This is a genomic window from Actinomycetospora sp. ABD4_176, assembly GCF_056311855.1.
In genome coordinates, this window is the sequence record NZ_CM149974.1 from 4,138,821 (window position 1) to 4,158,157 (window position 19,337).

The 19,337-nt window shown below is 75.4% G+C and carries 20 protein-coding genes; 5 read left to right on the forward strand and 15 right to left on the reverse strand.

From position 1 onward, the window contains the following. Window positions 1-11: 11 nt before the first annotated feature. The 7 genes from ACYX4T_RS20055 to ACYX4T_RS20085 all read right to left on the reverse strand — a co-directional run bounded on the left by ACYX4T_RS20055 (window position 12) and on the right by ACYX4T_RS20085 (window position 8,092). Window positions 12-1,130 carry a hypothetical protein gene (locus tag ACYX4T_RS20055; protein WP_476011036.1) on the reverse strand — a complete coding sequence of 373 codons (1,119 nt, stop codon included), beginning with the start codon at window positions 1,128-1,130 and terminating at the stop codon, window positions 12-14. A gap of 200 nt (window positions 1,131-1,330) precedes the next feature. After that, window positions 1,331-2,104 carry a hypothetical protein gene (locus ACYX4T_RS20060; RefSeq protein WP_476011037.1) on the reverse strand — a complete coding sequence of 258 codons (774 nt, stop codon included), beginning with the start codon at window positions 2,102-2,104 and terminating at the stop codon, window positions 1,331-1,333. A 132-nt stretch (window positions 2,105-2,236) separates the two neighbouring features. Continuing rightward, entirely contained in the window at window positions 2,237-3,367 is a 1,131-nt protein-coding gene (locus ACYX4T_RS20065) for a M20/M25/M40 family metallo-hydrolase (protein ID WP_476011038.1), read from the reverse strand. A gap of 88 nt (window positions 3,368-3,455) precedes the next feature. Further along, window positions 3,456-4,520 (reverse strand): cobalamin-independent methionine synthase II family protein, encoded by a 1,065-nt coding sequence (locus ACYX4T_RS20070; protein ID WP_476011039.1) that lies wholly within the window; start codon window positions 4,518-4,520, stop codon window positions 3,456-3,458. Beyond that, complete coding sequence (locus tag ACYX4T_RS20075; RefSeq protein ID WP_476011040.1) at window positions 4,513-5,544, reverse strand: hypothetical protein; 1,032 nt, start codon at window positions 5,542-5,544, stop codon at window positions 4,513-4,515. Before ACYX4T_RS20075 ends, ACYX4T_RS20070 begins: the two co-directional genes overlap by 8 nt. Continuing rightward, window positions 5,544-6,350 (reverse strand): inositol monophosphatase family protein, encoded by an 807-nt coding sequence (locus ACYX4T_RS20080; protein WP_476011041.1) that lies wholly within the window; start codon window positions 6,348-6,350, stop codon window positions 5,544-5,546. Before ACYX4T_RS20080 ends, ACYX4T_RS20075 begins: the two co-directional genes overlap by 1 nt. Next, window positions 6,347-8,092, reverse strand: coding sequence for a PEP-utilizing enzyme (locus ACYX4T_RS20085; protein ID WP_476011042.1), 1,746 nt, complete (start codon window positions 8,090-8,092; stop codon window positions 6,347-6,349). The genes ACYX4T_RS20080 and ACYX4T_RS20085 overlap by 4 nt, the downstream gene beginning before the upstream one ends. Window positions 8,093-8,261: 169 nt before the next feature. On the opposite strand from ACYX4T_RS20085, the gene ACYX4T_RS20090 reads away from it, so the two are divergent. The 3 genes from ACYX4T_RS20090 (at window position 8,262) to ACYX4T_RS20100 (ending at window position 11,219) form a co-directional block, all read left to right on the forward strand. Then, a complete protein-coding gene (locus ACYX4T_RS20090) occupies window positions 8,262-9,233 on the forward strand; it encodes an AraC family transcriptional regulator (protein ID WP_476011043.1) in 972 nt (323 codons plus the stop codon). Window positions 9,234-9,324: 91 nt separating this feature from the next. Beyond that, entirely contained in the window at window positions 9,325-9,957 is a 633-nt protein-coding gene (locus ACYX4T_RS20095; RefSeq protein ID WP_476011044.1) for a GNAT family N-acetyltransferase, read from the forward strand. Between the two features lie 38 nt (window positions 9,958-9,995). Next, window positions 9,996-11,219, forward strand: coding sequence for a DUF998 domain-containing protein (locus ACYX4T_RS20100; RefSeq protein WP_476011045.1), 1,224 nt, complete (start codon window positions 9,996-9,998; stop codon window positions 11,217-11,219). Here ACYX4T_RS20100 and ACYX4T_RS20105 read toward each other — a convergent pair. The 3 genes from ACYX4T_RS20105 to ACYX4T_RS20115 are packed head-to-tail and all read right to left on the reverse strand — an operon-like array spanning window position 11,196 to window position 13,912. Beyond that, window positions 11,196-12,110: a vWA domain-containing protein gene (locus tag ACYX4T_RS20105; RefSeq protein WP_476011046.1), complete on the reverse strand. Its 915-nt coding sequence runs from the start codon at window positions 12,108-12,110 to the stop codon at window positions 11,196-11,198. The genes ACYX4T_RS20100 and ACYX4T_RS20105 overlap by 24 nt on opposite strands. A 51-nt stretch (window positions 12,111-12,161) precedes the next feature. Further along, the gene (locus ACYX4T_RS20110) at window positions 12,162-13,091 is read right to left on the reverse strand and encodes an AAA family ATPase (protein WP_476011047.1); all 930 of its coding nucleotides are present in this window, start codon (window positions 13,089-13,091) and stop codon (window positions 12,162-12,164) included. Next, window positions 13,088-13,912, reverse strand: coding sequence for a mycofactocin-coupled SDR family oxidoreductase (locus tag ACYX4T_RS20115; protein WP_476011048.1), 825 nt, complete (start codon window positions 13,910-13,912; stop codon window positions 13,088-13,090). The genes ACYX4T_RS20110 and ACYX4T_RS20115 overlap by 4 nt, the downstream gene beginning before the upstream one ends. Before the next feature lie 137 nt (window positions 13,913-14,049). On the opposite strand from ACYX4T_RS20115, the gene ACYX4T_RS20120 reads away from it, so the two are divergent. Then, window positions 14,050-16,311 carry a M20/M25/M40 family metallo-hydrolase gene (locus ACYX4T_RS20120; RefSeq protein WP_476011049.1) on the forward strand — a complete coding sequence of 754 codons (2,262 nt, stop codon included), beginning with the start codon at window positions 14,050-14,052 and terminating at the stop codon, window positions 16,309-16,311. Window positions 16,312-16,425: 114 nt separating this feature from the next. Next, a complete protein-coding gene (locus ACYX4T_RS20125; RefSeq protein WP_476011050.1) occupies window positions 16,426-16,911 on the forward strand; it encodes an SRPBCC domain-containing protein in 486 nt (161 codons plus the stop codon). Window positions 16,912-16,938: 27 nt separating this feature from the next. Here the strand turns inward: ACYX4T_RS20125 and ACYX4T_RS20130 are convergent, their stop codons facing one another. The 5 genes from ACYX4T_RS20130 to ACYX4T_RS20150 all read right to left on the reverse strand — a co-directional run bounded on the left by ACYX4T_RS20130 (window position 16,939) and on the right by ACYX4T_RS20150 (window position 19,336). Further along, window positions 16,939-17,238 (reverse strand): antibiotic biosynthesis monooxygenase family protein, encoded by a 300-nt coding sequence (locus tag ACYX4T_RS20130; protein WP_476011051.1) that lies wholly within the window; start codon window positions 17,236-17,238, stop codon window positions 16,939-16,941. Between the two features lie 44 nt (window positions 17,239-17,282). Continuing rightward, the gene (locus ACYX4T_RS20135) at window positions 17,283-17,852 is read right to left on the reverse strand and encodes a YdeI/OmpD-associated family protein (protein ID WP_476011052.1); all 570 of its coding nucleotides are present in this window, start codon (window positions 17,850-17,852) and stop codon (window positions 17,283-17,285) included. Then, the gene (locus ACYX4T_RS20140; RefSeq protein ID WP_476011053.1) at window positions 17,849-18,469 is read right to left on the reverse strand and encodes a TMEM175 family protein; all 621 of its coding nucleotides are present in this window, start codon (window positions 18,467-18,469) and stop codon (window positions 17,849-17,851) included. The genes ACYX4T_RS20135 and ACYX4T_RS20140 overlap by 4 nt, the downstream gene beginning before the upstream one ends. A gap of 17 nt (window positions 18,470-18,486) precedes the next feature. Beyond that, entirely contained in the window at window positions 18,487-19,029 is a 543-nt protein-coding gene (locus ACYX4T_RS20145; protein ID WP_476011054.1) for a YbhB/YbcL family Raf kinase inhibitor-like protein, read from the reverse strand. A 61-nt stretch (window positions 19,030-19,090) separates the two neighbouring features. Then, entirely contained in the window at window positions 19,091-19,336 is a 246-nt protein-coding gene (locus ACYX4T_RS20150) for a hypothetical protein (RefSeq protein WP_476011055.1), read from the reverse strand. Window position 19,337 lies beyond the last annotated feature (1 nt).

Here is a 19,337-nt window from a genome sequence, read left to right on the forward strand (position 1 = left end):
GCGCAGCCGGCTCAGCGGCCTCCGCCGCGCTCGGGTCCACCCCGCTCGCCGCCCCCTTCGCGCTGGCCACCGCCGTCCGGGCCGCCGCTCGGACCGTCGCCACCACGATCAGCACCGCCACCGCCACCCCCGCGGCCGCCGTCGTCCGCGCGCCCGCGGTCGGCCCCGCCGCCCCGGCCCCTGCTCGACGCGGCAGCGCGCGGAGGAGGGTCGGCACGGGGCGGCTGGGTCGACGGGCCGTCCGACGGATCGCCGGGGGACGGTGGCGGCGCGGTCGGGGTCGAGGACGGCGGGGCGGAGGACGGCGGGGTCGAGGACGGCGGGCCCGAGGACGACGGTGGGGTCGTGCTCGACGGCGAGGCCGAGGACGGTGGCACCGCCGGCCCGGCACCCGGCGAGGACCCACCACCGGCACCACCACCGGCACCGCTGCCGGAGCCCGCGCCGGCGCCCCCGCCGGGACCGATCGGAGGCCCACCCGGGCCGCCACCCACGCCCGCCGGCACCCCGGCAGGCATCCCCGCGGGCACCCCGCCCGGCACGAGCCCCGCCGCCGCGGCCAGCGACGGCGTGGGCGAGCCGGAGGCGGGCGACGGGGCCGCGGGGGAGGACGTGCCCCCGCGCAGGCCGAGGTCGCCGAGGTCACCGAGGTCGTCGATCGCGCCCGCGTCGGGCGACGCCGGACCCGCACCAGGAGCCCCGGCGAGCCCGGGCGGCGGGAGCTGCCCGACCGGCGCGCCGGGCGACCCGTCACCGGCGGAGCCGCTGGTCTCGAGCCCGTCGGTGGTCGCGGCGACCGCGGCACCGACCGACGCCACCGCCGCGGCCGCGAGGCACACCGCGGCGATCGGGACCCGGCGGTCGCGCTCCGCGGGCACGGCGGCGGGCGCCCCAGGAGCCGGCGGCAACGCCGCCCGCGCTCCCAGCGCCGCGATCTCCCGGGCCGCGACGGCGTCCGGGCTCGTGGTCCCGGTGGCGAGGCCGAGGCGGTGGGCGAAGGCGAGCGCACCGTGGGTCAGGCGGCGTTCGACGACCTCGAGCGGGACGCCGTCGAGGTCGGCGATCTCGGGCGTGGCCAGGCCCTGGGCGTGGCGCAGGACCAGCGCCCGGCGCTGGACGGACGGGAGCACCTCGAGGGTCCGCTCGGCCGGGGATCCAGGCTCCGCCGGCGAAGCCGCTCGACCATGACGGGCGCGCACCGCGTGCGCCGCGCCGGTCGCGGCACCGACGGGTGCGAGGACGTCGGTGTCGTCGCCGGCCACCGGGCGGCGGACCGTTCGCGTCGGCACGACCACCGCGCCGAACCGCGGAGGCGCCGCCCGCCCGGCGGTCACGACGAACCGGCCCCGTCGAGGCGCGCGCCCTGGTCGGCCTGCGCCGGCTGCGCCACGGTGGCCGCCTGGAGCGCGGCGGGCGCGGCCTGGAGGTGACGCTCGCGCGCGGGCAGCTGCCCGGACAGCGACTCGAGCAGGCGACCGAGGTCGGTGCGCACCCCGTCGTGCAGGCCCTTGAGGCGCTGCAGCTCGTTCTCCGCCTCGGTGTGGCGGCGACGGATGATCGCCTCGGTGTCCTCGCGGCGGCGCTGCGCCTCGGCCTCGGCGTCGCGGGTGATCTGCTCGGCGCCCATCCGCGCCTCGGCGAGCGTCTGTTCGGCCTCCTCGCGGGTCGAGGCGGCCTGCTCGTCGAGCTCGCGCTCCCGGTCGTCGAGGTCGCCGCGGCGGCGCGTCGCCTCCTCGTCGAGCGCGGCCCGACGGGCGGCCAGGTTCTGCTCGCCGTCTTGGCGGTGGGCCTCGGCCTCCTTACGCGTGCGCTCCATCAGCGCCGACGCCTCGCGAGCGGCGGTGGCCCGCGCGTTGGCGGCCTCCTGCTCGGCGACGCGCAGGACGCGCTCGATGCGGTGGCCGAAGCCGCCCTCCACGGCCGAGTCGCCGTCGCCCTGACGTTCCGGGCGGCTGCGGGCCCGGTGGAGCTCCGCCTCGGCGTCCTCGGCGCGCTGCTGCTCCTGCCGGTGGGCGTGCTCGAGCATCTCGACACGTGCGAGCAGGGCCTGCACGTGCCCGTCGACCTGGTTCGGGTTGTAGCCCCGCTTCGTCAGGTCGAACACATTGGTCTGAGTGGCATCCCCCGACTGGGTCACGAGGGCGGACCCTAACTCACCCGATCGCGCACTATCACCCCCAGTCCGCAACATGACGGTGACCCGACCGTGACCCCAAAAGAACCACCAACGTGTCGTTCAGGGGCAGCCGTCCGTGATCAGTCCTGCGAGCAGGGCGATCCGCACCGGCAGGTCGGCGACCACGACGTGCTCCTGCTCGGCGTGCGCCCCGCCGCCGCTGGCCCCGAGCCCGTCGAGCACCGGCAGCCCGGCCGCGGCGAGGATGTTGCCGTCGCTGGCGCCGCCGACCTCGCGCGGATCGACCGTGACCCCGAGCGACGCCAGCACGGCCTCCGCCCGCGCGACCAGGCCCGGCGCCGGCGCCGTCCACGGCGGCCGGTTCCAGCCGCCGACGACCTCGATCCGCACCCGCGGATCGGCGGGGCGCCACGCCGACAGCGCCGCCGTCACCCGCGCGGCCTCCGCGTCCGTGCGCGCCCGCACGTCGATCTCCATCCGCGCGTGCTCCGCGACGACGTTGGGCCGCGTGCCCCCGCTCAGCACGCCGACGTTCACCGTCGTGCCGGCCGCGGCGTCGGCGAGCCCGGTCAGGACACCGGTCAACGACGCCAGCGCGTGCACCCCCGACGCGCCCGCCTCCGGGTCCAGCCCCGCGTGCGCGGCCACCCCGGTCGCCGTCACCGTCCAGAGCCCGACGCCCTTGCGCGCGGTCTTCACCGTGCCCGTGACGCCGCCCGGCTCGAGCACCAGGACGGCGTCGGCGCCCGCGGCCGCGTCGACGAGCAGCGACCGCGATCCCAGGCTCCCGACCTCCTCATCGAGGTTGACCAGCAACCGCACCGACGGCCGCGGCACCCCGAGCGCGTCCAGCGCGGCCACCGCGTGGACGCCCTGCACCAGCCCGGCCTTCATGTCGAACACCCCGGGCCCGCGCGCGATGCCGTCGGTGACGGCGAACGGCCGCGCCGCGACCGTCCCGGCCTCGAACACGGTGTCGAGGTGCCCGAGCAGCACCACGGTGCCGTCCCGCGAGCCCGGCGCGTCCAGCTGCAGGACCGCGCCCGGGCCCGCGCCGAGCGTCGTCGCGCGCGAGCCCGCCCAGGTCTCGAGCACCCACCCGGTCAGCACGCCCGCCCCCGCCGCGAGCAGGACCGGGTCCGTGCTGGGCGTCTCGGTGTCGACGAGGACGGCGAGGTCGTCGACGATCTCGCCGAGCCGCTCGGACGCCCAGTCGCGGACGGCCGTCATCCGACCCCCAGCGGCCCGCGCCTCGGTCGCCATCGCGCGACCCTCCCCGAGCGGCCGCCGGGGAACAAGGCCGCGGATCGAGGACGGTTCAGGACCAGACGAGATCCGCCGTCCGCACGACGAGCTCGAGCTTGCGCCGCTGGTCGTCCGGCGAGAGCTCGTTGCCCTCCCAGGTGCTCGCGAACCCGCACTGCGGGCTGAGCGCGAGCCGTTCCAGCGGCAGGTGGGTCGCGGCCTCGTCGATCCGCCGCCGCAGGTCGTCGACGGACTCCGGCTCGGGGTGCTTGGTGGTGACGAGGCCGAGCACCGCGGTCGTGCCGGGGCGCACGTGGCGCAGCGCGCCGAACCCGCCGGCGCGGGCGTCGTCGTACTCGAGCAGCAGCCGGTCGTAGTCCGCCTCCGAGAACAGGACCTCGCCCATCTCGTCGTAGGGCACCGAGCTCTCGTACATGCTGCGGTAGTTGCCGCGGCAGATGTGGATGCCGGTGACGACGTCGTCTCCCACGCCGTCGAACACGCGGCGGTCGGTCCGCACGTAGTGGGCGAGCTGCTCGGGCCACCGGTCCGGGTCGGGGAAGAGGCGCCGATCGTCCAGGAACGTGTACTTCGGGGCGTCGAGCTGCAGGTAGCGCACGCCGGCGTCCGCGAGCTCCCGCGCCTGCCGGTTCATGATCGCGACGAGGTCGTCGAGGAACTCCTGCGGGTCGGCGTACGCCTGGTCGGAGACGCCGGCGGTCCAGTAGCTCAGGAAGTTCGTGGGGACGGGCAGCGTCACCTTGACCGGCCGGTCGGCGTGCGCGAGCAGGAAGGCCGCCTCGACGTCGACGAGGCTGCCGCGCGGGGTCAGCCGGGACGCCACGACCGGCGAGGTGTGCGACGCGGTGCGCCCGTCCGGGGCGGTCCACGTGCGCGTGAAGCCCTCGGGGTCGAAGCCGTCGGTGACGTCGAGGACGGGGCCGTGCCAGATGCGCCGGCGCATCTCCCCGTCGCCCACCACGGGCAGGCCGACGGACCGCTGCAGCTCGAGGACGTCGAGCACGGCCTGGTCCTGCAGGGACCGCAGGTCGGACGCCCGGGCGGCCATCGCCTCCCGCAACGCCGCCGGCCGCAGGAACGACCCCACCGTCTCGGCCCGGATCGTCATGTCAGCCATCCCGGCGCACCCTTTCCGCGGCCTGCGCGGCCGCCGTCATCTTGGCGATCGCGAGGTTGCGGGGCACCCGCCGCAGCCCGCAGTCGGTCGAGATCTCCAGGGCCTCGGCGCTGCGGTACTTCAGGCACGTGCGCAGACGTTCGACGAGGTCGTCGGGGGTCTCGGCGTAGTGGGTCTTGATGTCCACCAGGCCCGCCGAGAGGATCCGGCCCGGGTCCCACTGGCCGACGAGGTCGATCTCGGCCATCTCGCGCCCGCCGAACTCGAGGCTGAAGCCGTGGACGTTGGCGTCGAGCAGCGTCGGGAACAGCCAACGGTAGGTCCGCTTGGCGTAGGGCAGGCGGCGGAACGAGCCGAAGCAGATGTGCACGGTGAAGGTGCAGCCGTCGAATCCGTCGACCACCTGGTTGATGATCTCGACCATGGAGGCCGGGCTGCGGTCGTCGTCGGCGACGGCCGGGGTGATCGGCTCCTCGAGCTGGATGTAGTCGCAGCCGGCGTCGAGCAGCTCGGCGATGTGGCCGCGCAGGGCCGGGACCAGCGCCGCCGCGCACGCCTTGCGCGACGGGTAGACGTCGCGGAAGTCCAGCTCGGTCGTCATCCCGTACGGGCCCGGCATCCCGACGCGGGGGCGGCGGTCGGTCGCGGCCCGCAGGAACCGGTACTCGCCGACGAAGTCCCACATCCAGCTCAGGTCGTCGAGGGGCTCGGTGACCTTCCAGACGTCGAGCATGTCGTAGCCCAGCGCGCCGAGGCGGCGCGGCGCGGGCTGCAGGACGAGGCCGGGCAGCGCGGCGGTGATGTTCTCGATCCAGCCGCGGCGGCGGTGCTCGCCGTCGGTGACGATGTCCAGGCCGCAGCGCTCCTGGTCGCCGATCGCGAGGCGGCAGTAGTCGTCGTAGAGCTCGCGCTCGTCGTCCGGCCCGAAGCGTCCGGCGGCCTCGGCGGGCTCCACCACGTCCCACCAGCCCGGACGCGCCCAGCCGCCGGTGGTCGTCACCGCGATCTCGGTGTTGACGGTCATCAGCCCTCCTCGAAGCGCATGCCGGTGGCCGCGACGAGCTCGTCGTGGACCGCGCCGCCGCAGCTGGCGACGATGTCGTGGCGGACCGACCCGTCCCGGACCCGCCCGGCGAAGTCGGTGACGCGCCCGCCGGCCTCCTCGATCAGCAACCGCCCGCCCGCGACGTCCCACGGCGCCATGTCGCGCTCGACGTAGCCGCCGAGGTGGCCTGCGGCGAGGTGGGCCATGACGAGCGCGGGCGCGCCGGGGAAGCGGACCCCGCCCGAGACCGTGAGCATGGCCCGCATGAGCCGGGCGAACTCGGCGATGACGGCCGGGTCGGCCGACTGGGCCTGTACGCACACGACGACCTCGGCCGCGCGCGTCGCCGGCGACACGCCGAGGGGCCGCCCGTTGCAGGTGGCGCCGCCCCCGCGCACGGCGGCGTAGAGCTCGTCGCGCAGCGGGTCGTGGACGGCGGCGACGACCGGGTCGCCGTCGAGGGTCGCCGATACCGCGGTCGCGAACCACGGGAAGCCGTCGATGAACGCGCGGGTGCCGTCGAGGGGGTCGACCCACCAGCACAGGCCCGCGACCGGCGCGCTCGTGTCGGGGGCGTCCTCCTCGCCGAGCACCACGTCGTCGGGGCGCTCGGCCCGGATCGCCGCGACGACGGCCTCCTGCGCGGCCAGGTCGGCCGAGGAGCTGACGTCGACGCGGGCGTCCTTGAGCGTCACCTCGAGCACCTTGTCCTGGTAGGAGAGGAGCACGGCGCCGCCGGCGCGGGCGGCCCGCTCGGCGGTCCCGGCCAGGTCGTGAAGGCTCACCCCAGCACCTCCACCACGCCGCGGTCGCCGTCGATGCGGACGCGGTCGCCGGTGGTGATCGTCGAGGTGGCGACGCCGGTGCCGACGACGCACGGGATGCCGTACTCGCGAGCGATGATCGCGGTGTGCGACAGGGTGCCGCCGGTGTCGGTGACACACCCGCTGACCAGCCCGAACACCGGCGTCCACTCGGTGGTCGTGCCGCCGCAGACGAGGATGTCGCCGTCGCGGACCTGGTCGATGTCCTGCGCGGCACGCACGACGCGGGCGGTGCCGACCACGGTGCCGCGGGCCGCCGGGAACCCCGACAGCGACGCCGTGGCCCGCCGGGACTTGATCGTCGCGAAGTACTCCGGGGTGAGGCCGAACAGCTCAGTCATGATCGGGTCGTTGACCGCGTCGGGGACCGTCCCGACGACGGGCGGGAGCTCGCCGCCCCGGGCCGACCAGTGCTCGTAGTAGTCGCGACGGGCGGTGACCAGGGACCGACAGTCGGCCGGGCCGCCGCCGTCGAGCAGGTCGAGCAGCTCGTGGCGGAACAGGAAGAACACGTCCTCGCGAGCGTCGAGCACCCCGTCGGCGACGAGCCGGTCGGCCGCCGCCAGCGTCAGGCGCCGGATCGGCAGGTGGACGCGGCGGTCGATGAGGAAGTTGTGCTCCTCGTTCCACCACACGAAGTTCGCGGACCGGTTGGAGGCCAGCGCCGCGTCGAACCGGGCGCGGTCCTCCTCGGTGAGCGAGGCCCGGGCCTCGTCGACGAGACGGTCGCGCTCGGCGAGCACGTCGCGGCGCGCGGCCGCGAAGTCGTGGCCCTCGGGGCGGGTGAGGAACTCGCGGATCGTGCCCAGCGGCGTGGCCGGGTGCTCCGCCCAGGAGGGCCGGTCCATCGTCGCGGTCTCGTCGGTGCGCTGCCCCCAGACCGCGAGGAACGCCTCGAGCTCGCCCCACCACGCCGGCCCGTTCGGCTCCCGCTCGAGCGCGGCGCGGACGTCCTCGACGGTCGGCGCGGCGAGCGCCGCGGCGACGCCGAGCTCGCGGGCCCGTCCGGCGAGGCGCCAGAGCTCCTCGTCGGTGCGCAGGTAGGCGGTCTCCTCGCCGGCGAGCCACTTGGGGATCTCGCCGGTCTCGAGCCCGAGGTCGGTGACCAGCCCGAAGAGCGCGACGTAGTTGGCCGCGAGCAGGTACATGACCTCGAAGTGCACGCCCCACGCGCGCCGGTGGAACGCGATCGCGTCGTCCAGGGCCGTGCGCAGCTCCGCGCGGTCCATCGCGTCGACGTCGAGCCCGTCGAAGTGGGCGTAGGCGGCCTCGAGCTCGGCGCGGTAGCCCGCCCAGTAGGTGTCGAAGTCGGCGAGGCGCGGCCCCGCGAACGCCCCGAAACGCTCGGCGCGCGCGCCCATCTGCCAGACCGACGTGATCGGGCACTGGCCGAGGTAGACGTGGACGCCGGCGATCCGGTTGACCATGCCGGCGGTCGGCGGGATGCCGACGATCTCGGCTCCGTACTGCGTGCCCCAGGTCTGGGCGTCCTCGAGCAGCCCCATGCTCGCCGGGGTGATGCCCTCGGCGAAGTGCTGGGAGTCCCGCATCCAGAAGCGGCCCTCGTCGGCGCGCGTGAAGGGCGCGAGCGGCTCGGCCAGGAACGGTCGGGACTCCAGGCGCGGCTCGTAGCCGGGGTAGAAGTCGCCGTCGGCGTACTCGCCGAGGGGGATGACCGTGCTCGTGTCCTCGATGGTCGTCACCGGTTCACGTCCTCGTGCTGGGCTGCGGTGGCCGGCGACGCTAGGAGCGGACCGGGGGCGATCGGTAGCCGCTTCCGGCCGCGCCGTCCGGTTCCGGCGAGCCGGGTGTGGCCCTTGACACCTCCCGGCGGGTCACGCCAGCGTCGGGTGCGGCACGAGGAGGTGCGGCGTGGAGGTCTGTCGCGGTGGCTTCCGGACGGCCGACCCCGACGACGCCCACGAGCGGACCGAACCGCTCATGACCGGGCACCGGATGACGGTGCGCCGCGAGGGCGCGTCGTTCGGGGCGGACGTGCGGTGGATCGTCGGTGACGGCCTGGGTCTGCTGCGCTTCTCCTACGGGGCGGCCGTCGACATCCGCTCGCACCCGCTCGACGCCTTCGCCACCGTGCACCTCCCCGTGCGCGCCGGCTTCCACGCCGAGCACCGCGGCATGCGGGTGCGGGCCGACGCGTCGCGCGGCGCGGTGTTCTCCTCGTCGGGGCCGCTGACGATGCGGTGGGACGCCGGCCTCGACCTGCTCGTCCTCAAGATCGACCGCGCCGACCTCGAGCGGGAGCTCGCTGCCCTGCTGGGCCGGGCGCCGGAGGCCCCGCTGACGTTCGACCTCGCGATGCCGCGCGCCGGCGGCACCGTCAGCGGGGCCGCCGAGCTGGTCCGCGGCACCTGCGCGGCCGCCGGCCCGCACGGGCCGCCGCCCCGGGTCTGGGCGGCGCTGAAGCACGCGGCCGCGACGGCGCTGCTGCTCGGGCACCCCCACTCGTACACCGAGGCGCTGCGCGAGCCCACGCCGCCCGTGTCGTCGACGGTCGTGCGCCGGGTCCTCGACCGGGCCGCCGCCGACCCCGCCCACCCCCCGACCGCGCCCGAGCTCGCGCGGCTCACCGGCGTCAGCGAGCGCACCCTGCGCACGGTCTTCCACGCCGAGTTCGGCGTCGGACCGGTCACCTACCTGCGGCGCCGCCGCCTCGACGCCGTCCACCGCGAGCTGGCCGACCTCGACCCCGCTGACGACACCACCGTCGCCGACGCCGCCCTCCGCCACGGCTTCGCCCACGCCGGACGCTTCGCCGCCGAGTACCGCGCGCGGTTCGGCGAGGCACCGAGCACGACGCTGCACCGGTGCGCTCCGCGCACGTGAGCACTTTCAGGTGCTATAGCCCGGGAAAGTGCTCACGAGCGCGCAGCGCACTTGCTGGACCCGACGCGGCGGCGCGGAGCACCATCCGGACATGGGGGACGCGGTAGCGGTGGGGGAGGGCGACGTGCCGGCGGTCGCCGCCGCCGGGGCGCGGGCGTTCGCTGAGGACGGCATGTTCACCTTCGTCTTCCCCGACCGGTCGACGCGGCCCGCGAAGCTCGACCGCTTCTTCCGCGGCGCCGTGCGCTACGGCCGGCTCGCCGGGACCGTGCTGACGACCCCGCAGCGCGCGGGCGTCGCCATCTGGCTGCCGCCCGGCCACACGACGATGTCCGTCGCCGCCATGGCCCGCGCGGGCATGCTGTCGTTCCCGGTGACGCTCGGACCGGCCGCGTTCCGGCGGTTCACGGCCTACACGAGCTGGCTCGACGGCCGGCGGCGCGAGCTCGCCCCCGACCCGCACTGGTTCCTGCTCGCGCTCGGCGTCGACCCCGTGTGGCAGCGCCGCGGGGTCGGCACGACGCTCACGGCCCCGGTCCTCGCCGACGCCGACGAGCGCGGGCTGCCGGCCTACCTGGAGACGACGAGCGAGGCCAACGTCGCCTACTACGAACGCACGGGCTTCGGCGTCGCCCGCGAGGCCGTCCCCGACGCCGGGCCGCGCACCTGGCTGATGCGCCGGGAGCCGCGACGCCGGGTGTGGGGTGATCCGGCGACCGGGTAGTCGCCGAACCGATCGACGGGCGGAGAGGACGGACCCAGGTGGCGACGCCGGCACGCGAGCGGGAGCTCGTCCCCGCCGCGCCCCGCGACCGCCCCCGCGCTCTCGCGGTCGCGGCTCTGGCCCTCGCCGCGCCGGTGGTGCTGGTGGTCGGTGAGCTGCTCGCCGAGGCGGTGCAGCCGGCGGGCGCCTACGACGCGGTCGGGCAGACGGTCAGCACGCTCGCCGGCCGGGCGGCCACCGACCGGTGGATCATGGCGGGCGCCCTGGCGATCGTCGGCGTGCTGTACGTGCTGGTCGCGGCCGGTCTGCGAAGCGTGTCCCGGGCCGCGCGTGCCGTCCTCGGGCTGGGTGGCGCGGCCGTGGTCGTCGCGGCGCTCGCCGCCCAGCCGGCGCACGGCAGCTCGACGGTGCACATGGCCGCCACGGTCACCGGCGCCGTCGCCCTCGTGCTCTGGCCGCTCCCGCTGGCCGCCGACCGTCGCCTCGACCCCGTCCTGCGGTGGGGCTCCGCGCTCGCCGTGGTCGTCCTGCTCGGCCTGCTCGGATGGTTCTGCGCCCAGGCCTGGACCGACGGCGCGTCGCTGGGGCTCGCGGAACGCGCGCTGATCCTCGGCGAGATGGTCTGGCCGCTCGTGGTGGCGGTCCGCGCGGCGCGGCCCCCGCTCGCGCTCGCCGCCGCGGTGGCCGGTCCGGTCGTGTTCGTCGTCGGCGTCCTCGCCGCCCAGGTCGCGCAGCCGATCCCGGACCCCTGGGACCAGTCGGCGAGCGCCCTGGCCGGCCTCGCCGCCACGAGCCGCTGGATCATGACCGGCACCCTCGTGCTCGGCGGCGCCCTCACCGTGCTCACCGCGCTCGCCCTGCGCCCCCGCGTCCCGCCGGCGGCGTGGCGGCTGCTCGCGGCGGGCGGCGCGTTCCTCGTGCTGACGGGGCTGAACCCGCAGCCGGTGGGCGGCTACTCGGCGGTGCACATGGTCGCCGGTGGCCTGGCGTGGGCGGCGTACAGCACCTGGCCGCTGGGCCTCGTGGCGTCGCCGGCGGTCGACCGACGGCTGCGGGTGGCCTCCGCCGTCGCGACGGGCGTGCTTGTCGTGCTCGTGGCGTGGTTCGCGGTCCAGCTCGTCACCGCCGGCACCTGGTACGGCCTGTCCCAGCGGATCGTCGTGCTCGCCCAGGCGGTGTGGCCGGTGGTGGTGGCCGCCTACGTGAGCGGAATCCACGGGCAGAACCGTGAATTCCGCTCACATCGCGCTGAAGATCACTGACAAGGCCGGCGCGACGTCGTGGTGGTCGCGCACGAGACGGCAGTGCCCCCGCCCGGCGCGGGCGAGGTCGCGGCCGAGCTCGACGTCGCGCTCGCCGGACACGTCGAGCAGCACGTCGAGCCGCGGCAGGCGCCCGGCGATCCCGCGCGGGTCGGGGCCGGCGTTGTGCACCGCGTCGGAGAGCAGCAGCACCCGCGCATGCGGGGTCCCGGCCGCCAGCCGCGCCGCCGTGGTCAGCGCGAAGGCGACGTTGGTCAGCCCGCGGGTCGGTACGCGCAGCAGCAGGTCGAGCACCGCGAGCGGTGCGAGCCGCTCGCCGGGGCGCAGAAGGATCGTGGCGTCGGACCAGAACGCGACCACCGCCAACCGGTCCCGCCCGAGCTCGCCGGCCAGGGCGCCCACGGTGGCCGCCGCGGTCAGCGCGCGCTCCCCGGTCATCGACCCCGAGACGTCGACGGCCAGCACCACCGTCCGCGCGCTGCGCCGCCGCTCGCGCACGACGAGGTCCTCGTCGGCGGGCGCCGGGTTCGCCGCGAGCACCTCGAGGGTCGCGTCGAGCTCGAGGTCGTCGCCCGCGCCGTGCCACCGCCGGCTGACCAGCTCCCCGGCCACCCCGGTGGAGCGCTCCTCGTCGGTCGGCGGGCGCAGCGCCAGGCGCCGGGCGATCCGCCGGGACCGGGCACGGGCGACCTCGTCGGCCGTCCGCGCACCCAGCTCCTCCAGCGCCACCACCTCGGCCGGCTCGTCCGACGCCCCGGGCGCGGTCCGGCTCCCGACCGACCGGTCCCCGCGCCGGCGCCGCGTGCCGTCGGAGAGCACGAGCCCGCCGCCCGCCCCGGCGCGCTCGTAGAGCGCCGGCTCCTCGGTCAGCTGCTTCGGCTTCCGACGCAACGGGCGACGCCGCGACTCACGGCGGACGGGGCTGTCGGCCTCGACCTGCTTTCAACCGGGCTCGGCGCGCGCCGGGTCGAGCACGAACCACGACTCCCAGATCGTCCGCAGCACCTGCTCCGGCGTCGCCTCCACGACCTCGTCGAGGTGGATACGGCCCGAGAGCGCGAGCAGCAGACCGTCGAGGACGAGTGCGGTGTAGTCGTCGGGCAGCCCCCGCGGCGGGGTCGTGCCGGGGTCGTCCGGGATTGGCACCGAGCGCAGCCGGGCCAGCCGGTCGACGACGAGCGCGAGGTCGATCGCCCCGCGCACGCTGCTGCCCTGCCGGGTCGCCTCGTGCCCGCGCGTCGCCCGCGTCAGGCCGACCGCGTCGGCGACCAGCCGCGGGAGGTCGAGGTCGGTGCGGGCGGCGACGATGGCGCGCTCGGCCTCGGCGTCCTGGTAGTCGACGGCGAGGCGGCAGAGCCGGTCGCTCACCGACGTCGACAGGCGCGTGGTGCCGATCGTGTCGTACGGGTTCATCGTCGCGACCACCCGGAACGACGGCGCCGCCTCCACCGTCCCGACCCGCGGCACGGCGATCCGCCGCTCGGCCATCGCCGTGAGCAGCGTGTTCAGCGTGTCCTCGGGCGCCCGGTTGAACTCCTCGACGTAGAGGAAGCCGCCCGAGCGCATCGCCTCCAGCAGCGGCCCGGGCACGAAGGTCTCCGCGGAGTAGTCCTCGCGCAGCACCCGCGCCGGGCTGTGGTGCCCGACGAGCCGGGTCGGCGTGAGGTCCGCGTTGCCCTCGACGAACACCATCGGCACGTCCCACTCGGCGGTGATCGCCGCGAGGATCGTCGACTTCGACGTCCCCGGCGGGCCCTCGAGCAGGACGTCGCGCCCCGCGGCGACGGCGGCCAGGAGCAGGTCGAGCTCCCGCTCCCGGCCGACGACCCGCGCCGCGACCTTCTCCCGGACGCCCGTCAGGTCGTCGGTCACTTGACGGCGAAGCCCGCGTCGACCGGCAGGGTCACGCCGGTGACGTAGCGGCCCGCGTCGCTGACGAGGTAGAGGATGGCGTTGGAGATGTCGACGGCCTCGACGATCTCGACCGGCAGGAGGTTGGCGAGCGCGTCGCCCTTCTCCGGGTTCTCCGCCATCCACGCCTCGAGCTGCGGGTTCACGACCATCGGCGTGTTCACCCCGGTCGGGTGGACGGTGTTGACGCGGATGCTGTGCGGCGCGAGCCAGTGGGCGAACGACCGCATGAGCCCGACGACGCCGTGCTTGGCCGCGGCGTAGCCGCTGTAGGCGCCGCCGCCGTCGCCGCCGCGTCCCGACAGGCCCTGGGTGGAGCTCGTGAGCACGATCGCGCCGCCGTCGCCCTGCTCGATCATGCGCGGCGCCGCGGCCTTCACGGTGTGGAAGACGCCGGTGAGGTTGATGTCGATGACCTCCTGCCAGCCGCGCTCCTCGTCGTCGGGCTCGCCGCCGACCTGGTTCGCGATGCCGGCGTTGGCCAGCACGATGTCGACGCGGCCGAGCTCGGCGACGCCGTCGTCGAACGCCGCCTGCAGCGCCTGCCGGTCGCGGACGTCGGCCTGGCGCGTGACGATCCGCCGGTCGAGGTCCTCGACCTGCTTCGCGGTCTCCGCCAGGTCCTCCGGCGTCGCGCCCGCGTACTGCACTGTGCCGATCTGCTCGCAGATGTCGACGCCGATGATGTCGGCGCCCTCCTGCGCGAGCCGCAGCGCGTGGCTGCGGCCCTGGCCGCGCGCGGCCCCGGTGATGAAGGCGACCTTCCCGTCGAGCTGTCCCATGCTCGCGGCTCCTTTAGCTTCGACAACGTCGTCCCCCCCACCGTGACCTACGGCACGTCGATCACGCCACGGCCGGACGGCCGATCTTGTCTGCGCGTCGCTGGCGCGCCACGCGCCGGTGCGAGACGGTGCACGCCGTGATCGGGCGCCTGCTGGCCGTGGTGCTGCTCGCAGTGGTGGGTGCCTACGCGGTGCTCCTCGAGCGCCCGCCGGACCCCGTGCCGGCGTCCGCGCCGCCCGCCGCGTTCAGCGCCGACCGCGCCGCCGTCACCGTCGACCAGCTCGCCCGCGAGCCCCGCCCCGTGGGCAGCCCGGCGTCCGACGCGGCCCGGGACGCGCTGGTCGGACGCCTGCGCGCCGAGGGCCTCGACCCTCGGGTGGACGCCACGGCCGCGATCGCCGCCGAGCAGGGACAGGCGCGGGCGGCGCGCGTCGAGAACGTCGTCGCCACGCTGCCGGGCACCGACCCGACCGGCGCCGTCGTGCTCATGGCGCACTACGACTCGGTGACCGCCGGACCCGGCGCCGCCGACGACATGGCGGGCGTCGCGACCCTCCTCGAGACCGTGCGGGCCCTGCGCGCCGGCCCGCCGCTGCGCAACGACGTCACCGTCGTGCTCACCGACGGCGAGGAGGCGGGCCTGCTCGGAGCGCGGGCGTGGGTGCGCGAGCAGCTGCCCCCCGACCGCCCGACCGTCGTCCTGAACTGGGAGGCCCGCGGCGTCGAGGGACCGTCGCTGCTGTTCGAGACCTCGCCGGGCAACGCCGGGCTCGTCGACGCGTGGGCCCGCTCGGTGCCGCACCCGCGGGGGGACTCCTCGCTGGTCGAGATCTACCGCTTCCTGCCCAACGACACCGACCTCTCGCCCGTCCTCGACGCCGGCCGGCCCGGCATGAACGCGGCGTTCATCGAGCGGCCGTACCAGTACCACACCCCGGGCGACACCCCGGCGAACCTCAGCCGCGCCTCGGTGCAGAACCACGGCGGGAACGCGCTGGCGCTGACCCGGGCCCTCGGCGCCGAGGACCTCGCCCCGCTCGACCCGCGGGCCTCGGGCCGGGAGCCGACGGGTGACCGCACCTACTTCGCCGCGCTGGGCTACCTCGTCACCTACGACAGCCTCTGGGCCTGGGCCGTCGCGGGTCTCGCGTTGCTGCTGGTCGTGGTGCTGATCGTCGTGGCGCGGGTGCGCCGGAAGGCGACGATCGGGGGCGTGCTGGGCGGCGTGGGCGCCTACCTGCTCGCGCTGGGCGTCGCGGTCGCCGCCGGGATCGGGTTCTGGCGGGCGCTGGTCTGGTTCCGCCCGTCGTACGCCGACACCGGCCCGTTCCTCGGCCGCCCGACGCTCTACGAGATCGCGGCCGGAGTCCTGGCGTTCGTCGTGGTGACCCTGGTGGTGAGCCTGCTGCGCCGCCGGCCGGGTGGCCTCGCCCTCGCGAGCGGCGCGCTGCTGGTGCTGGCGCTGCTCTCCCTCGGGCTCGCGGCCGTCGCGCCGGGCTCGGTGTTCCTGCTGGCGTGGCCGGTCGTGGGGCTCGCGGTGGGCCTGATCGTGGTGGCGCTGGCGGGGGAGCGCCCCTGGCTCGCGGTGCCGTTCCTCGTGCTCGGCGCCGTCCCCGCGGTCGCCCTGCTCGTCCCGTTCGCGGTCGCGTCCTACGGCGTCGCGGGGGTGTCCGACGGGCTCCCGGTCGCGGTGTTCGTGCTGGTCGGGGTGCCGATCGCCGCCGGGCTCTCGGCGTTGCCGCGCCCCGGCCAGGTCCGGGGGTACGCGCTGCCGATCATGGCGCTGTTCTGGGTGCTGATCCTCGCCGCGGGCGGGCTGTTCGTCGACCGCCCCGACGCCCGGACCCCGCAGGGCAGCAGCCTCGCCTACGTCCTCGACGCCGACGCGGGCGTCGCGCGCTGGGTGACGGCGGACACCGCGCCCGCGGACTGGACGCGCAGCTACGCGCCGGACCCGCCCTCGGTGGTCGAGTCCTGGCCGTACGGCGGGCCGGTGGGCAGCGGGCCGGCACCGGTCCGGCCCGCGCCGGGCCCCGCCGCGCTCCCGAGCCCGATCCCGGGCGGCGTGCGGCTGCAGGTGTCGTCGCCGCGGGGCGCGCCGACGATCTTCGTGCGCGCCGACCGTCCCGCCACCGCGGTGACGGTCGCCTACCCCGGCCGCCCGCCGGTCTCGACGCCGCTCGACGGCGGCCCGCTGCGGCTCGAGCTCGACGACGTCCCGCCCGAGGGCGCCGTGGTGGACCTCCAGCTCGCCGGCCCCGCCACCCTGCGCGTCGACGACCAGACCCTCGGCCTCGCCGGCATCCCGGACTTCAGCCCCCGCCCGCCCGAGCTGCGCCAGGCCCGGGGCAACCAGAGCGACGTCGTGATCGTCTCCCGCCGCCTCGCCCTTCCGTAACCCTCCCCCCACCCGATCCCGACAATTCTCAGGATTCGGAACCGCGCGACCCTGGTGGTCTTGGTGGGCCCCGAGGACCATGCGCCCCCGATCCGGACTCCTGACCGAGGAGGGATGATGATGGGTGAGGAACGAATCCAAATCCGACGCACGGTGGACGCAAGGCCCGAGAAACTGTTCGCCCTGCTCACGAGCCCGGCGCGTCACCCCGAGATCGACGGCTCGGGGATGCTGCGGTCCCTCGACGGGCCCGACGTCACGCTTCGTCAGGCCGGCGACCAGTTCGTGATGAACATGAACAATTCCATCCTCGGCGACTATCAGGTCAAGATCACGATACAGGAGTTCGAGGAGAATCGGCTCATCAGCTGGGGTGGCAACCTGCACCCCGAGGACGGGTATCGGGATCGGATCGGGGACATGCAGGCCACCGGTCACACCTTCACCTGGCGTCTCGAACCAGCGGGGTCGGGCACCGACGTCACGCTCACCTACGATTGGAGCGACGTCACCGACGAGCAGTTTCGCGGCATCTTCCCGATGATCAGCGAGGAGCAGCTCGTGGACTCCGTCGAGCGGGCCGCCGCGGCGGCCGGCTGACACAGCTCGCGTCGCCGAGCGCCGACCTCAGGCGCGTTCGTCCGACACGACCTCGTACCAGCTCGTCTCGCTCGGCCCGTCCTGCAGGCCCTCCATCCGCTCGCGGGTCTCGAGGAACGCCTCGTCGGAGTGCCAGGCCTCCCACGCCGCGCGGGTGGTCCAGGTGCCGATCACCGTGCGCTCGTTCGGCGACTCGAGCGGGATGACGAGCTGGTTGCCGATCCACCCCTCCTTCTCGCGGGCGGTCTCGAGGCGGTCGCGCATCGCCGCGTCCCACTCCGGCTCGCGGCCGGGGGTGAGCGTGACGTGGGTGATGACGGTCATCATGGCTGCTCGACTACCCGCGCCCTGGCCCGTCTCACGCGCCCGTCTCACGCCCGCGGGTAGGCGACCTCGCCCGCCGCCGCCCGTTGCGCGATCTGCGCGATCCGCCCGGCCCGCGTCGCCGGCCGCTTCGCCTCGACGAGCCACACGAGCATCGCCCGCCGCTTCGAACGGCTGAAGCCCTCCCACTGCTGGCGCGCGCCGGGGTGCGTGTCGAACGCCGTGGCGAGGTCGGGCGGCACGACCAGGTCCTCGACGTCGTCGAGCATCGTCCAGCTGCCGTCGGCCTTCGCCGCGTCGATCATCGCCCGCCCGGCCGGCGCGATCAGCCCCGCCTCCTCCAGGCGCGCGACCCGCTGCTTGTTCGATCGCGCCCAGCCGCTGCCGCGTCGACGCGGACCGAACCACATCGCCGTGCGCTCGTCGTCGAGCGAGCGGGTGGTGCTGTCGATCCAGCCGAAGCACAGCGCCTGCTCGACGGACTCCTCGTAGCCGACGGTCGGGCGCCCGGTCCGCGGCTTCCAGGTCACGAGCCAGACGCCGACGCCGCGGTCGTGGTGCTCGGCGAGCCACGTGCGCCAGGCGTCGACGTCGTCGGGGTGCACCTGCTCGCTCATGATCGGATCGCCGTCCGGGCCTTGAGGCGGTCGGCCAGCAAGCTCAGCGGGAGCGCGAGGGCCCAGCTGACCCGGGCCCAGGTGGGCGACACGTACGCCAGCGGGATCGACGGCAGGAACCCGACGACGACGGCCGCGGTCCCCCAGTACTTGCCGTGGCCCCAGCGTCGCACCCAGCCGTCGCCGCCGACCAGGCCGTCCTGCTCGGCGATGCGCCACAGCGCGAGCGAGCTCAGCGAGGTGCCCATGATCGAGCCGGCGTAGACGACCGTCGCTGCCGTGCTGTCGCCGTTGCCGAGCAGCGCGGTGGGGAACGGCAGCATGACGACGAAGAACAGGAACACGAGGTTCGCGACCAGCAGGCGCCGGCTCGCGCCGCGCAGCGCCAGGAGGTCGTCGTGGTGGAGGACCCAGAAGCCCCCGATGACCGCGAAGCTCAGGATGAGCGCGAGGAACTGGTGACCCAGGTCGAGCAGGTCCCCGATGACCTGCCCGTCCCGGATCTGCACGTCCGTCAGCGGCAGGATGAGGATCGTGATCGCGATGGCGAAGATGCCGTCGCTGAGCGCCGAGACGCGGTCGAGGGACGGCAGCGGCCGGCCGTCGTCACCCTCCACCGCCGCCCCCCTCGTGCTCAGCCCTGGATCTCGTAGGTCGGGGTGATGATCGCGCGCCCGATGCTGTGGAAGAAGAGGTTGAAGCCGAGGAACGCCGGCGTGGCGTCGGCGCCGACCCCGAGGTCCTCGACGTCGACCGCGTGGACGACGAAGAAGTAGCGGTGCTCGCCGTGCCCGGGCGGCGGGGCGGCGCCGATGTAGCGCTTCGCGCCGGCGTCGTTGGCCAGGGTGATCGCGCCCTCGGGCAGCAGGCCCTTCTCGGGGTCGCCGGCGTCGGCGGGCAGGCTCGTCGTGGAGGCGGGGATGTTGGTGACCGCCCAGTGCCAGAACCCGCTCGCCGTCGGGGCGTCGGGGTCGAAGCAGGTGACGGCGTAGCTCTTCGTCCCGTCGGGGGCGCCGGACCACTCCAGCTGCGGCGTGACGTCCTCGCCCCCGGCGCCCATGATGCCGCTGACCTGCGCGTTCGGCAGTGTCTGGCCGTCGGCGACGTCGGTGCTGGTAACGGTGAACGACGCGACGTCGGGCAGGTACTGGTACGGGTCGGGCGGCTGGTGGGACACGAGTAGCGCCTCCTTCTCGACTGCGTGGTCTCCGGCGCCAGTACCCCGGTGGGCGGTCGGGTCACGCCCACTGGACGAGCAGCAGGTCGACGCGCTGCTGATCCTCGAGGACGAGGAAGGTGACCAGCCCGCCCTCGCCGAAGGCTCGTGTCCGCAGGGGCCCGGCCGGCTTCTCGGCGACGTACGGGTCGCTGTCCCACGGGTCTGCCTCGAGCGCTCGGCGGAGCAGCTCGAAGTCGTCGACTGCCTCGGGCGGGAGCGCCCGGATCTGGTCCTGCGCGGGCCCGCGGGTGTCGAGCGAGTACACG

Excerpts from the sequence above, each read along its gene's own strand:
- ACYX4T_RS20130 (WP_476011051.1), bottom strand. The coding sequence starts at position 17,238 with ATGATGACCGTCATCACCCACGTCACGCTCACCCCCGGCCGCGAGCCG.
- ACYX4T_RS20065 (WP_476011038.1), bottom strand. The coding sequence starts at position 3,367 with ATGACGGCCGTCCGCGACTGGGCGTCCGAGCGGCTCGGCGAGATCGTC.
- ACYX4T_RS20135 (WP_476011052.1), bottom strand. The coding sequence starts at position 17,852 with ATGAGCGAGCAGGTGCACCCCGACGACGTCGACGCCTGGCGCACGTGG.
- ACYX4T_RS20125 (WP_476011050.1), top strand. The coding sequence starts at position 16,426 with ATGATGATGGGTGAGGAACGAATCCAAATCCGACGCACGGTGGACGCA.
- ACYX4T_RS20115 (WP_476011048.1), bottom strand. The coding sequence starts at position 13,912 with ATGGGACAGCTCGACGGGAAGGTCGCCTTCATCACCGGGGCCGCGCGC.
- ACYX4T_RS20070 (WP_476011039.1), bottom strand. The coding sequence starts at position 4,520 with ATGGCTGACATGACGATCCGGGCCGAGACGGTGGGGTCGTTCCTGCGG.
- ACYX4T_RS20075 (WP_476011040.1), bottom strand. The coding sequence starts at position 5,544 with ATGACCGTCAACACCGAGATCGCGGTGACGACCACCGGCGGCTGGGCG.
- ACYX4T_RS20095 (WP_476011044.1), top strand. The coding sequence starts at position 9,325 with ATGGGGGACGCGGTAGCGGTGGGGGAGGGCGACGTGCCGGCGGTCGCC.